General features: G+C 49.2%; 9 protein-coding genes. 7 read left to right on the plus strand and 2 right to left on the minus strand.

The window, feature by feature from the left end; translation table 11 throughout:
- Positions 1 to 12 precede the first annotated feature (12 nt).
- From BGO59_RS33345 to BGO59_RS33375, 7 genes are all read left to right on the plus strand, one after another.
- Positions 13 to 2,523 (plus strand): glutaminase family protein, encoded by a 2,511-nt coding sequence (locus tag BGO59_RS33345; protein ID WP_293691544.1) that lies wholly within the window; start codon positions 13 to 15, stop codon positions 2,521 to 2,523.
- 6 nt (positions 2,524 to 2,529) lie between these two features.
- On the plus strand, positions 2,530 to 4,509 hold the full coding sequence (locus BGO59_RS33350) for a glycoside hydrolase family 2 protein (RefSeq protein WP_293691545.1): 1,980 nt from the start codon (positions 2,530 to 2,532) through the stop codon (positions 4,507 to 4,509).
- Between the two features lie 155 nt (positions 4,510 to 4,664).
- Complete coding sequence (locus BGO59_RS33355) at positions 4,665 to 5,882, plus strand: mandelate racemase/muconate lactonizing enzyme family protein (protein ID WP_293691546.1); 1,218 nt, start codon at positions 4,665 to 4,667, stop codon at positions 5,880 to 5,882.
- Positions 5,883 to 5,931: 49 nt separating this feature from the next.
- Positions 5,932 to 6,936, plus strand: a complete 1,005-nt coding sequence (locus BGO59_RS33360) for a family 43 glycosylhydrolase (RefSeq protein ID WP_293691547.1) — start codon at positions 5,932 to 5,934, stop codon at positions 6,934 to 6,936.
- Positions 6,937 to 7,159: 223 nt separating this feature from the next.
- The gene (locus BGO59_RS33365; protein WP_293691548.1) at positions 7,160 to 7,531 is read left to right on the plus strand and encodes a BlaI/MecI/CopY family transcriptional regulator; all 372 of its coding nucleotides are present in this window, start codon (positions 7,160 to 7,162) and stop codon (positions 7,529 to 7,531) included.
- Positions 7,528 to 9,435, plus strand: a complete 1,908-nt coding sequence (locus BGO59_RS33370; protein WP_293691549.1) for a M56 family metallopeptidase — start codon at positions 7,528 to 7,530, stop codon at positions 9,433 to 9,435. The genes BGO59_RS33365 and BGO59_RS33370 overlap by 4 nt, the downstream gene beginning before the upstream one ends.
- Positions 9,432 to 10,832, plus strand: a complete 1,401-nt coding sequence (locus tag BGO59_RS33375; RefSeq protein WP_293691550.1) for a M56 family metallopeptidase — start codon at positions 9,432 to 9,434, stop codon at positions 10,830 to 10,832. The genes BGO59_RS33370 and BGO59_RS33375 overlap by 4 nt, the downstream gene beginning before the upstream one ends.
- An 88-nt stretch (positions 10,833 to 10,920) precedes the next feature.
- On the opposite strand, the gene BGO59_RS33380 is transcribed toward BGO59_RS33375, so the two are convergent.
- Positions 10,921 to 11,244: a hypothetical protein gene (locus BGO59_RS33380; protein WP_293691551.1), complete on the minus strand. Its 324-nt coding sequence runs from the start codon at positions 11,242 to 11,244 to the stop codon at positions 10,921 to 10,923.
- A gap of 64 nt (positions 11,245 to 11,308) precedes the next feature.
- Positions 11,309 to 14,587: a M4 family metallopeptidase gene (locus BGO59_RS33385; RefSeq protein ID WP_293691552.1), complete on the minus strand. Its 3,279-nt coding sequence runs from the start codon at positions 14,585 to 14,587 to the stop codon at positions 11,309 to 11,311.
- Positions 14,588 to 14,594 lie beyond the last annotated feature (7 nt).

Consider the following 14,594-nt stretch of genomic DNA (forward strand, 5'->3'; position numbering starts at 1 on the left):
ACTCCACTGCCAATGCGCAATAGCACAATTCAGTACGCGTCAACTCTTCTTTTCTTACTTTTTCTTACGGGTTGGACACAGGCCCAAAACCTACGCCCTCCTGCTTATCCGCTCATCACCCACGATCCTTATTTTAGTTTGTGGAGTATGACCGATAAACTAACCGACTCCCCTACCCGCCACTGGACCGGCAAGCCCCAATCGCTGGAAGGTATTATCCGGGTCGATGGTAAGCCGTATCAGTTTTTAGGAGCCGTTCCGACAACCTACGAACCCATTCTGGCATCGGGCGAATCGAAACCTTATTCAGCGAAGTATACGCTGGAAAAACCCGACAGAGGCTGGGAGAAGGCTGATTTCGACGATAGTAAATGGATGTCGGGCACAGGTCCTTTTGGCGATACCCCTGATGCACATACCAAATGGGTCAACAGCCAGACCATGAAAGAGGGAATCTACGTTCGTCGGGAATTTACCTACGATGGAAAAGCCGATCTATCGAAACTTCTGCTGGTACTCAATCATGACGACGACGTAGTGATCTACCTCAACGGTACCAAAATTCTCGATAAACCCGACTACGTCAACGAATACATCTATCTGCCGTTCCCCGAAGCAGGTCAGAAGGCACTTAAAACGGGCAAGAACGTGCTGGCCGTTCACTGTGTAAGTCCGCGCGGAGGGTCATTTATTGACGTCGGTATTGTTAACCCCATCACCAACTCGTCGGTCTCCGCAGCAACGCAAACGGATGTGACGGTATCGGCAACGCAGACCCGCTACACCTTTACAGCGGGGCCTGTCAATCTGACGGTCAACTTCCTGTCGCCCTTATTACTCGACGAACTGGAGGTAGCGGCTCGGCCTGTAAGCTACGTTTCGTTCGATGTACAATCGTCGGATAAGAAGCCACACTCCGTACAGGTATTTTTCAGTGAATCGGGCACCATTGCGACCAACACCATCGGCCAGGAGGTGATTACCAAAACGGCTCAGACCAGTGGCCTGACCTACCAGGTCGTGGGCACGGAAGCCCAGCCCGTACTGGGTCGTAAAGGCGACAATGTACGCATCGACTGGGGATATGCGTATCTGGCGGCTCCCCAACAGGCCGGAAACCAAACTGCATCGGGCCTGGCTAATGGGCTGAAACAGGCTTTTCTGGCCAAAGGCCAACTGCCAACTTCGGGCACCCGACCAGGAGCCAAAGCGGCTGTCGATATAGCCCTCGCTGCTGTTCTGGACTTCAACAACATAACCGGCCCAGCCACCAAACACCTCCTGCTGGGCTACGACGATCTGTATTCGGTGCAGTATTTCAAGCAGAATTTACGGGCCTGGTGGCGTCGGGATGGAAAAACGTCTATGGCCGATCTGTTGCAGATAGCTGAGAGTGATTACAACCGACTCCGCCAAAAATGCACCACGTTCGACGCCAAACTCCGTGCCGATGCTCAGAAAGCCGGTGGTAAAGAATATGCTGATCTGTGCGTACTGGCGTATCGTCAGTCCATTGCCGCACATAAAATCGTGGCTGGGCCCAAAGGGGAAGTGCTTTTCTTTTCGAAAGAGAATTTCTCAAATGGTTCCATCGGTACGGTCGACATTACCTATCCCTCGGCTCCGCTTTATCTGCTCTATAACCCCCTTCTGCTGAAAGGCATGATGGAGCCGATTTTCCAGTATTCCGAAAGTGGACGCTGGACGAAGCCTTTTGCGGCTCACGACGTAGGGACGTACCCCCTTGCCAACGGGCAAACCTATGGCGAAGATATGCCCGTAGAAGAATGTGGTAATATGCTGATTCTGACGGGTGCTATCGCCAAAGCGGAAGGCAACGCCAACTACGCCAAGCAACACTGGAAAACGCTGACAACCTGGGTAGAGTACCTGAAAAAAGATGGGTTCGATCCGGCTAATCAGCTCTGCACCGATGATTTTGCCGGTCATATTGCCCGAAATGCCAACCTGTCCATAAAAGCGATTCTGGGCATTGCCGCTTACAGCCAACTGGCAGGGCAACTGGGCGACAAAGCAACGGCTGAAAGTTACCTGAAAACGGCGAAAGAAATGGCCGCTAAATGGCAACCCTTGGCCCTGGACAAAACCGCATCGGATAAAACGCATTACGACCTTACGTTCGAAAATCCGGGCGACACCTGGAGTCAGAAGTATAATCTGGTGTGGGATAGGCTTTTAGGTATAAACATTTTCCCCAAAGACATTGCCCAAAAAGAAATCGCCTACTACCTGACGAAACAGGAGCCTTATGGCCTGCCGCTGGACAGCCGTAAGACCTATACCAAGTCCGACTGGATTATGTGGACGGCTACGATGGCGAATTCATCCAAAGATTTTCAGGCGCTGGTACGACCCGTCTGGCGGTATGCCAACGAAACCCCCTCGCGGGTGCCCCTTTCCGACTGGCACGAAACCGTCAACGCCAAGCAGGTTGGTTTTCAGGCCCGGTCCGTAGTGGGCGGCTATTTTATTAAAATGCTTGAAGGTAAACTGGCTAAATAAACGACCATGAAATATCAATCAAGTTATCCCCCCTCTCCTGAAACCAGGAGAGGAGCCGGGGGTGAGGTAAATCTCACGAAAGTCACCCTCAGCCTACTTTCCACCCTCCTCACTACCCAATTTGCGTTTGCCCAAACACCAGCCGTCAGCCAGCTTCAGCCTGCGCCGATCATGAGCCGCTGGGAAAAGCAGGTAACTCCCGAAAATGCCTGGCGCGAATACCCGCGCCCGCAATTGGTTCGGAAACAGTGGCAAAATCTGAATGGTCTTTGGGAGTATGCCATTACGCCAAAAACAGCCCCGAAGCCAACCCAATTCAGTGGTCAGATTCTGGTTCCGTTCGCCGTTGAATCGACCCTGTCGAAAGTCACGAAATCGCTCTTACCCGACCAGCGGTTGTGGTATCGTCGTACCATCAGCCTACCGCAAGACTGGTCTGGTCAACGGGTAATCCTTCATTTTGGCGCGGTCGATTACGAATGCAACCTCTGGGTCAATGATGGGCTGGTTGGCTCACATACCGGCGGCTCCGACGCATTCAGCTTCGACATAACCGATTTCCTGAAAGACGGGGCCAATGAACTCGTTCTGGGCGTAACGGACCCAACCTCAACGGGCGAGCAACCACGCGGAAAACAATTACTTAACCCCAACGGCATCTGGTACACACCCGTATCGGGCATCTGGCAAACGGTCTGGATGGAGCCAGTTCCTAAACAAACCTACATCGAAGAAGTACGGCTTACTCCCGAGCTGGATTCGGGTCGCGTTCGGGTGGAAGTATTGCTCGATAAGCCTGCTAACAACTTTACCACGGCAGTTCGGGTAACGGCTTTAGACGGTAATCAAACAGTGGCCTCAACACTTGTTCGTGCTGGAAGAGCTGCCTATTTGTCGATCAAAAGCCCAAAACTCTGGTCGCCGGACAAGCCGTTCCTCTACGATTATCGCGTTGACTTAGTGACCGTTACCGACCCCTTCGGCGATACGCCCCGCAACCGACGCCCACGCCAGGACGAAGCTTTACGAACGGCCTATGCCAATGCCACCGTTACAGGGAATCCGCTGGATGTGGTCACGGGCTATTTCGCCATACGGAAGATTTCGGTTGGACCGGGCCCCGTTGCCAACCAGCCGGTTTTATTGCTGAACAACAAATTCGTTTTCCAGAACGGCCCGCTCGATCAGGGCTGGTGGCCGGGTGGTTTGCTTACTCCGCCTTCCGACGAGGGCATGACGTTTGAAATTGATTTCCTCAAAAAGTCAGGTTTCAACATGCTCCGTAAGCACATCAAGGTTGAACCCGAACGGTATTATTACCTCTGCGATAAGTTGGGAATACTGGTCTGGCAGGATATGCCGTCAGGCTTTCTGGAAGGACAAAACGAATCGCCCGGTGACCAGTCAGAACCCGTACGTCGGTCGAAAGGGAAAGAGCAGTTTGAGCTGGAATTGCGTCGGATGATGAACCGCCTGTACAACCATCCAAGCATCGTAACCTGGGTAGTTCACAACGAAGGCTGGGGCCAGTACGACAACAACCGACTGGCCGATTGGGTAAAAGCCATCGATCCGAGCCGGACCGTCAATGCTGCCAGTGGCTGGAATGACCGGGGCGCGGGTGAATTCTTCGATATCCATACGTATCAGGAAGAACCTAACGCACCAGTTGCCAAAGCAAATCGGGTTGTTGTCATTGGTGAGTTTGGCGGTATTGGCTGGCCGGTGCAGGGACATCTCTGGAATCCGAACATGCGTAACTGGGGCTATCAGACCTATCAATCGGCCGATGTAGTAGAGCAGGCCTATCGGAAGAAATACGCCAAAATCATCGAGTATTACCAAAAGCAGGCTTTATCAGCAGCGGTGTACACGCAGACAACCGATGTGGAAGGCGAAGTTAACGGCCTGCTCACCTACGACCGGGAAGTTATCAAAATCCCCGTTGAAACGCTCCGGCAAATCCACGCGCCGTTGTTCAAGTGAGTGTGTCTACATCTGTGCGGACGGGTTCTTAAACCCGCCCGGTGAGGTTTCTCAAAACCGAACGGTTTGTTATGATTCGGTTTTGAGAAACCTCACTGGGGCAGATTGAAGAATCTGACCTCACGGAAATGACCCTAAAAGCTTTTCCTAAACTTATGAAACGCAGAACCTTCCTCAACCAGTTGACCAGTGCTTCGGCACTTGCATTCAGCCCTATAGCTGCTAGTCAGGGCGCTACGTCGCTTTTCGATTACGCGGGGGCCGACGATCTGATGAAGCACAAAATTGCAGATGTCAGTTATACGGAGGTGCAACTGAAATGGCCACGTTTCGTAGGGAAAAACGCCCGTCGCGACATACACGGCTATGGCCCCAAAGTGACAGTCTGCATGCTCACCACCGATCAGGGAGCGAAAGGCTGGGGGCAGCCCAACGGTCGGCGGAATGACGATGTGATTGCTTACGTAAAAGGTAAACGAGTTGCCGACTTGTTTCAGCCAGCCCAGGGCGTCACCGATACCAAAGCCCTAGCCTTCGATGTCCCCTTGCACGATCTAGCAGGTGTCATTCTCAACAAGTCGGTTTACCAGTTAATGGGTCAGAAGAAACCCATACTGACCAAGTGCTATAGCGGTATGATTTACTTCGACGAGCTGGAACCGAAAGAAGGAAAAGTAGCAACGCTGACCAATGGGTTCGACAAAATTCTGGAAGAATGTAAGCATGATTATGACATGGGCTACCGCCAGTTTAAGCTTAAAATCGGCCGGGGCAATATGTGGATGGATAAATCGGCGGGTTTGCAACGTGATATCGAGGTGACTAAACTCGTAGCCAAAACCTTCCCCGACTGCGAAATTCTGGTCGATGGCAACGATGGATTTACGCCCGACACCATGATTGCGTACGTAAAAGGCATTGGCGACATTCCCTTGTTCTGGATCGAAGAACCCTTTGCCGAAACCGTAGCTGATTATCGCAAACTGCGGGATTGGTTAACGGCCAATAAGATAAAAACACTACTGGCTGATGGTGAATACGACCCCGACCAAAAACTTCTTCGCGAACTCGAAACACAGAAACTAATCGACGTACATATTACCGACATCATGGGATATGGCTTTACACCCTGGCGAAAAATTATGCCCGAATTACAAAAGATGGGTATTCAGGCATCGCCCCATGCGTTTGGCGAGTTACTCAAAACCTACTATACCGCTCATCTGACGGGCGCTTTAGGCAACACCGTCACGATTGAAGGCGTCCCCTGCACCAGTGATGATATTGACTTTGGTGATTACAAATTAGTGGGTGGTCAACTGGTTCCATCATCAGCTCCAGGCTTCGGTATGAAACTATTGAAAACCACCTAGCACTTTCCGATATGCTTCTTCGCAATTGCTATCTTTTCAGTAGCCCATTATGAACCAACAAGTTACTCTCCTATCTGCAACCGTAGCCTTTCTGTGGCTTAGCCTATTTACGCCAGCAACAGCACAAACGGCAGGTCCAAAAATGCTCTTTGCCGATACTACTCACCGAAAGCCGGGCTTTTCAAAAGATCCACATGTAGTCTGGTTCAGAAATCGCTATCTGCTGTATTATTCAGTGCCACTCTACAAAGACTCAACAGGGGCCGAGCATTGGGGCATTGGTATTGCGGAAAGTCATAATTTAACGAACTGGCAGAAAGTGGGTGAAATTGTTCCCACAACGGACTATGAGCAAAAAGGGTTGTGCGCTCCGGGTGCGCTTATACGCGATGGAGCCGTGCACTTATTTTATCAGACCTACGGCAACGGCCGCAACGACGCCATTTGCCACGCCGTTTCGAAAGATGGGATTCATTTCGACCGGAATCCGACCAATCCAATCTTTCACCCGGCTATCAGTGACTGGTCGTGCGGACGGGCTATCGATGCGGAGGTGATTCTATTTAAAAATCAGTATTTCCTCTATTTCGCAACCCGCGATCCAGCCTTTAAGATTCAGCAACTGGGCGTAGCGATTGCCCCGGCCAACACGAACTTCAACCGAAGCGACTGGCATCAGCAGGCTATTGATGGGCCGATTCTAAAACCTGAATTACCCTGGGAAGGTGAATGTATAGAAGGCGCGTCAGTGATTGAGCGAAATGGCGTACTCTATATGTTTTATGCGGGTGCCTATAACAACTGGCCGCAGCAGATCGGCGTTGCCAAAAGTCAGGACGGCTTACATTGGGAGCGGGTAAGCACTGCGCCTTTCCTGAAAAATGGACAGCCTGGTTCCTGGAATTCCAGCGAATCCGGCCATCCGCATATTTTCACCGATCCGAGCGGCAAAACCTATTTGTTTTTCCAGGGTAACAACGACAAGGGCAAAAGCTGGTATTTGTCCAACGTACCCGTCAACTGGACTAATGCTGGCCCAGTTTTGCCGAAATGAATTGAAACCAATAGGTTATTTTTTGTCATCCCTCTTGCGTCGGGATGGCAAAAAAGCAAAGCTGAATACGCTAAACTTACTTTAGATTGAGTTATCAGGAAACCCTTTTTTTAGGCTAGAAACAGAGTTTCCTATTTTTTTACAACAAATAACTAATCATTTAGTTGTAAAACTAATCCATTAGTCATACCTTTCCTTTAGTAAAGAAATAGCTGTGAACATTATGCCGATTCGCGAACTCACCAAGGCTGAAGAAGAAATCATGCGTGTTCTATGGCAACTCAAAAAGGGATTTGTCAAAGACGTACTGGCCGAATTACCGGAGCCCAAACCTGCGTATAACACCGTCTCGACCATCATCCGAATTCTGGAGAAAAAGGAACTGGTTGGCTACACAGCCTATGGGAAAACGCATGAGTACTATCCGCTGATTACGGAAGAAGAATATCGCCGTTTTCAGACCGAGCAGCTAATGGCGAACTACTTCGATAATTCCCTGAAAAAACTGGTGTCGTTTTTCGTGAAAGACAAGAATATCAGCCTGAACGAAGCCGACGAAATCATTAAACTCCTAAACCAGCAGAAAGAACAATGAATACGCTCGACTATTTCCTAAAAGCCAACCTGTATGGGTTGCTATTTGTAAGTTGCTACTGGTTATTACTCCGTCGGCACACCTTTTTCAGTCTGAATCGAGCCTATTTACTCGTTTCGGCGGTTGCCTCGCTGGTGCTCCCACTGGCAAGTTTACCTACACATACAGCCGAAACACTACCCGTACCCATGGGGGTAATTGTGTTACCCGTATCGGCTATAACAACACCAGCCGAAACGGGACCCGACTGGACCGAAATCGGTTTGATTGCCTATGGCATGGTTAGTTTTTTACTTGTTCTGCAACTGATTGTCCGCACGGGGCGATTGATGGCATTTATCCGCCAATCAAGTCAGCATGTTCTTGACGATTATGTATTAGTAGAGCCAATAAAGACAACATCAACCTTTTCTTTCTTCCGGTATCTGGTTTTAAACCCGGAAGACAAAAACAACAACCTGATTATCAATCACGAATTAGTACACATCCGGCAACACCATAGCCTCGATGTATTGGGTATGGCCCTATTAAGAGCAGTCTTTTGGGCCTGTCCGGCTTTATGGTTAATCGACCGTATGCTCCGGCAAGTACATGAGTTTCTGGCCGATAAAGCCATTTCAAAACCGAGTGATTACGCCCATTTTTTGGTTGAGTACACCTTTGGGCAACAGCCCGATGCACTTGTCAATGGCTTTTTCAATCCGTCGCTGCTTAAACAACGCATCCTGATGCTTCACCAGAAAGCGACTACGCGCTGGGCCTTAGGCAAGTACATATTGATTCTGCCCCTCGCCCTGGGCTTACTGGCTATGACCACCGCACGTGAACAGATTACGGATATGGTCAGTCAGGTAACAAACGAAACGATCACTGTTTCAGGGCGGGTAACAAACTCGGCAGATGGGAAGCCATTGCCGGGAGTTAGTGTCATTCTCAAAAATACCAATACAGGTACAACGACAGATGTAAACGGTAAATACCGTCTGACCAACATACCTAAAACGGGTTCATTGGTGTTTAGCTTTGTTGGTTTTGAGACAGCAGTGGTAGAAGTAAAAGGGCATTCATCAATAAATGCCAGCCTTCAAACACAAGACAGTAAGTTGAATGAAGTTGTTGTCGTGGCCTATGAGCCTACATCCAAACCTGCTGCCCAAACAATTAATCCGAGCAAACGTGCCTCGTCCGATAAAGGGGCGATTTTTACCGTTGTTGAACAGGTACCTGAATTTCCGGGAGGTATGCGGGCATTAGGCCAGTACCTCGCTCGTAACCTACGCTATCCCAAAGAAGCCCAGCAAAACCGCATTCAAGGCCGAGTATTCGTACAATTTGTTGTTACACAAGAGGGGGATATTCAGAGCTTACGAATCCTAAAAGGAATTGGTGGCGGCTGTGACGAAGAAGCCGTTCGGGTAGTAAGTCAGATGCCCAAGTGGTCGCCTGGCAGGCAAAATGGGCAGGCCGTATCGGTACAATACAATCTGCCTATTCAGTTCCAGTTAGAAAAATCAGAGGATAAACGGACAGGGCAGGTAGTAAAACCAGATTCAGACTCACGGCAAAAGCCTAATTATATTCTTGATAACAGCAAGAATGGCCGAGTTGCTCTTTATAATGATGTAAGCCCCTATTATCGACTCGCGGATTCGTCACGAAAGCCAGGGCCTCCTATAACTATTCGGGGCAATGTATTTCATGATGGAGACCCTCTATACATCATTGATGGCGTTGAAATGCCTAAGGATTCAAAGTCGAACGCTACAGCCCGCTTTAAAACGATTCGGGATTTGCAGCCCAGTGATATTGAAAGCGTCACGGTACTGAAAGACGGATCAGCTATTGCCGCCTATGGCGAAAGAGGAAAAAATGGCGTCGTTCTCATAACCACGAAAACGAAATGAGCCCATTCAGCTACTTCCTGACAGCCAGCCTCTATCTTCTGTTATTCTACGGCTGCTATGTCTTGTTGCTGTGCCGAAATACTTTTTTCGGGCTCAATCGGGTCTATCTGCTCCTGTCTGTTGGGTTATCGCTGGCCTTACCCTTTGTCGAGCTTCCCGGCGAACCCCTTGCCTCCCTTCCGACGAGTACGATAACCTTACCGACGTTTGAGGTTGGTCAATCCACAGAAAGCCATTACTCTTTAACGCTAGTCGATAGGATCAGTATCGTCTATGCCCTGGGGATACTTATCATGCTTACGCGGTTAGCACTCAATGTGTGGGCCGTTTTCCGGCTCATCCATTCAGGCAAAGCACAACATCGAGAGGCTTACACACTCATTCGACTTCCTGATGATTCATCCCCATCGTTTTCATTTGGGCGTTATCTGGTTCTGAATCGTTCAGATGGGCTGGCGGAACCCGATGCGCTGCTCCGGCATGAGGCAGCTCACATTCGTCAGCGTCATACGGTCGATATACTAGCTCTGGAATTGATACAAGTAGTTTTCTGGTTCAACCCTGTGCTCATTTACTATAAACGGGCCTTACAGGAAGTCCATGAGTTTCTGGCCGACCGTGCTGTTTTAAAAACGCCCCAGCCCGACTATCCGCAACAGTTAGTTGCCTACGCCCTCAATGTGTCCCCATCAGCACTCATTACGCCCTTTGTCTCTAAATCAACCCTCAAACAGCGAATTATCATGCTCAAAAAACCTGTATCAAAACGCCGGGCATTATTCGGCTATGTATTAGTACTACCGCTGGCGGCCTGTCTGCTTATGTGTACGCAAACGGAAAAAGATTTGCCCGTTTCAGCCGCAAGAAAGCCTGTAAAGGTAGAGGGTGAAGTATTTACTGTGGTTGATGATCACCCCCAATTTCCTGGGGGTATGAAAAAACTAGGTGAATACCTGAGTGAAAACTTAAAATATCCGGAAGCGGCCGAGAAATCCAAGATAGAGGGCAAAGTCTTTGTTCGTTTCGTTGTTACAGACAAAGGCGAAATTACGAATGTGGAGGTCCTGAGAGGCATCGGTTACGGAGCCGACGAAGAAGCGGTTCGGGTAGTTGAGCAAATGCCCAACTGGACACCAGCCCGGCAAAATGGCAAAGCGGTCAATGTAATGTATAACTTACCTATCCGATTTCAGTTGGAAGAAGATGACAACTCATCGGCAGTCAATGAGTTTTGGAATGATTTTACAAAGGGCAGAAGTTTAACTCTGAATAATCAGCCTGTTAGTGAACAAATTCTGAGAACAACTATTCAGGAAGCTCAACTTTCTGGAAAGCATATTTCAGTTACGATCAATAAGCAAACGAATACAGTTAATTTTCAACACGTTGACAGTTAACGAATCATTAGATAGCATAAAAAATCAGGGGGATAACGTACGAAAGTCGCGCACCTTATCCCCCTGATTTTACGTTTAAATGGCTAACCTACTTCAGGCGTTCCTGCAAAATCGTCAGAATTAACTGTTGCGTTTGCTCCAGTCTTGCCTGACCACTTTTTAGCTCAGACACATCAGCCTTCAAGACAGACACATCAGATTTTAACTCTGAAATATCTTTCTCTACTCGATCAAATCGCTCATCAATTTGATCAAATCGTTCAGCAATCTGATGAAATCGTTCATCAACTCGATCAAATCGGTGATTAACGGTTACGGTTAAATCGGCTACACCTTTGGCAATGGTTTCAATTTGCCGTCCGTGATCAACAGCCAGGGTTTCTAATTGTTCGACGCGTTCTTCCAGGTACATGGTCAAATATACAATTTTATTGGATACACGTACTAAGACGTCAGCACGAACCAATCGTCATTCCTTACTCTTTTATTAATTTCCGGTTTGCTTTCCCATTCGCGGTTTGCACCTCCAGAACATAGAACCCCTTGGGCAACTGGCTAATGTCGAGTGTAGCGTTACGCTGCCGGGCCCGTACAAGCGGTTGCAGAACAGGCGCACCTGTTAGGGTACGAATTGATAGACTTTCAATGGTTTCGGTACCGGGCAGCTCTACGGTGAGCTTTGTATTGACCGGGTTCGGATAAACTGATAAGGCATCAGCCCAGGCAGGTTCGGTTCCGGTAACCGCCAGGATGTTGAACGTTCGCTCAACGGTAGAGGCAGCCGCATATTGATCATTACCGTTCTGGAAAGCCTGCACCGTTACACTACCTACGCCGTTGAATTTCAGCGTTGAGCCACTGAGCGTTGCAGGGCCACTTTTCACCAGAAATCCGACGGTCAGGTTCGAGGAACAGGTCGCTTTCAGCACCAGATCACCCTGATTAACATAGCGGTCCGAAATCGCATCGAACGTAATCGTCTGGGCTGTTTTCTGGACACGGGCAGCCGTCGTGTACCAGACGGGCCATTTCGCTCCAGTGTATAAAACGGAAGCATTACCCGAAGCCGCAATTTTATTAGTTGCCAGATTAATACCCAGCACATTGTCGCTCGCTCCTGAAAACACGAGCATATTATCCAGCCGCGAATAGCTTGGAAAACCCAGATCTTTGTTGTCGTAAATAATGTTTGCTTTCCCAGTGCTCAGATCGACACCCACCACCTGATAGGTATCGTCGTTTTCGTTGAGGTAATCGAAGGCCAGTACATCAGGCGAATTTTTGGAGAATGAAGGGTTACCGATGCTTTCGCCCGCATCGAGGTTCGTAAAGAGTTTTTCAATTTGCCCCTTGGCGAAATTACTTGTACTGTTGTTCCAAACATTGATAAAGCCTACGTCCCAATAGTCAATATTGGCCCCAGTACTGCTTTTCAACGCATTATAGGCATCATACACAATGTTTTCTCCCGTAAAATCCCACTCAAACGAATCGGCATACTGGACATCACCCGTTTGAACGCCCTGTGCCGAAGTCGGATTATAGAGCTGAAACTGCAACCATTGCTGCTTGTCGTAGCTATACACCCAAATTGATCCATCACGATCAGAGGTCAGAGCTGCCAGTTTCTTGCCATCGCGCGAAACGGCCACATTATCCCAGATTTGTTGGTTAGAAATAATCGTTTCATTAGGCGTACCTGTCAGGTTAACGGCCCGAATGCGCTTATCGGTCGTAACATAGTAAGCATACTTTCCATCGTCGGTAACGCTGGGGCGATGGAGCAAACCTAATGTTGATTTCAGGTCAAATTTGGCGGGCGAAGCCCCAACGGTAGTTGAATAAACTTTCGAGGTGCTGGCATCGGCCAGTAAGATCAGATCCTGACCCGATGCCGCTGGAATATCGGGTTGTTTGCCGGGATTTGATTGGGTTCCATCGGTAATACCCACTGCGTCGAAGGCATTTTTGGCAGCCGTTACTTCAGCACCATTAGCTCCGTACAGATCGCCAGCGGCTTTAATAACTGCCAGCCGTAAGTCCAGAAACTGGGAAGTACGCACCAGATAGGTTGTCAAAGCCCGGTAATAGACCTGTTCGGCTTTATCTTTTCCAATGGCCGTTGCGAATTTATAGAACGCAAAATTCGGAATACCGCTATTGGTATGAACCCCACCGTTATCATCGCTGGTGTTTTCATACTGCGACATGGTAGCGGGCTGGTAGCCATTTGGATCTCTCGTTTTACCACCCTGATTCGGATTCGACAGGTCGCGTAGGGCGCCCGAAGGTAACAAGGCAGGGGTAGCTATCTGCTCGCCTATAGTCCAATTGGCACGATCGATCATGGCCCCGAAAACATCGGCCATCGACTCATTGATAGCCCCCGACTGACTCTTATACTGCAAATTGGCGGTGTTCTGAATAACGCCATGCGTCATTTCATGTCCAGCTACATCCAGACCACCCGCCAATGGTTTCAGCAGTTTCCCGTTGCCATACGCCATGAACTTCCCATTCCAATAGGCGTTATCCATCGCTTTTCCATCGTCATCAGGCATATTGACAATGGAAACCATCGTCTCGCCCGTACCACTGAGGGCGTTCCGTTTGAACGTATTCAGGTAATATTCGTAGGCAACTCCTCCGTTATAATGAGCCGAAACAGCCGTAGGGCTCCAGTCGGCGTTGCTGGTGGAGGTAATCTGGTAAAATTTCTGACTACTACCAGACGTATTTCGGGCATCAATCGTCCAGAGTGCCCCAACGGGGTTATCCGGCATTTTCGACGAAGCCGATTTAAACATTGCCCGTGATGCATCGATCAGATAATACGAGTTACCTGACTGCTGATAGGTTTGGAATGAGCGGGTCACCCCATTAAGGTCTTTACCCGTTGCTTTAATTGGCCCTACAAATGAGCAGGTATGATTGTATTTATCCAGTACATCGCCAGTTTGAGCATCCATTACATACTCCCAGCGTTCGAGCATATTGGGCCGAACGGTCAGCGCGTAGGCCAATTTTGCCGATCCATCCGGCATTGTAAAAATGCACAGCTCCCCTTCCGACGACTTCAAATTCAGCAGATTATCCCCAAACGACCGAACAGTCGATGTTTTCCGAACATCCTTGAGTGCCAGATTAGACACATCAGTCAGGGCTAATGCAGGCGTTGTCGTTAGCCCTTCGGGGGTTGGCTGATACCGACCGTTGATCGAGGTTACTTCGCCATCGGTCAGGTGTGCCACCAGTTCGGCACCAAGTATCGGTATACCTCGAAACGTTTGTGCCAGTCGAACGTGTGTCTGTCCAAGTTCATCTGTTTCGGTGCGGGCAATGGTAAAGTTCTCTTCGGGATTAGCGAGTTTCAACAGATCACGAACCTGTCCCATGAACTGAAACGTGACCGATGCAGCTGCTGCGGCCGACAACCGGGCTCCACTCTTTTGGGTAGCATTTGTCCCTGAAATGTTCGTCTTTTTACGCTCGATAAATACAGGCAGATTGGTGGCCGTATCTCGAATCACTCGCAGACGGATAGGCTCCAGTGAAAGCAAAGAAGCCCCCCTTGTCAATAGTAACTGACCAGCCGAACGATCGTTGGGCAGTGGCACAACGGTTGCATTCAGTCGCTCGGCCAGCCCCGACGTAGGCGCTGAGGTTTTCATCTTCCGACTAAATCCGGTAGTGGGTTGTTGCGCCATAGACACCCCCGTGGTAAACAGTATCAGAACGAGTAGATGTGGTTTCATTAGGATT

Origin of the sequence: Spirosoma sp. 48-14 (assembly GCF_001898575.1) — a bacterium.
Lineage (GTDB): Bacteria > Bacteroidota > Bacteroidia > Cytophagales > Spirosomataceae > Spirosoma.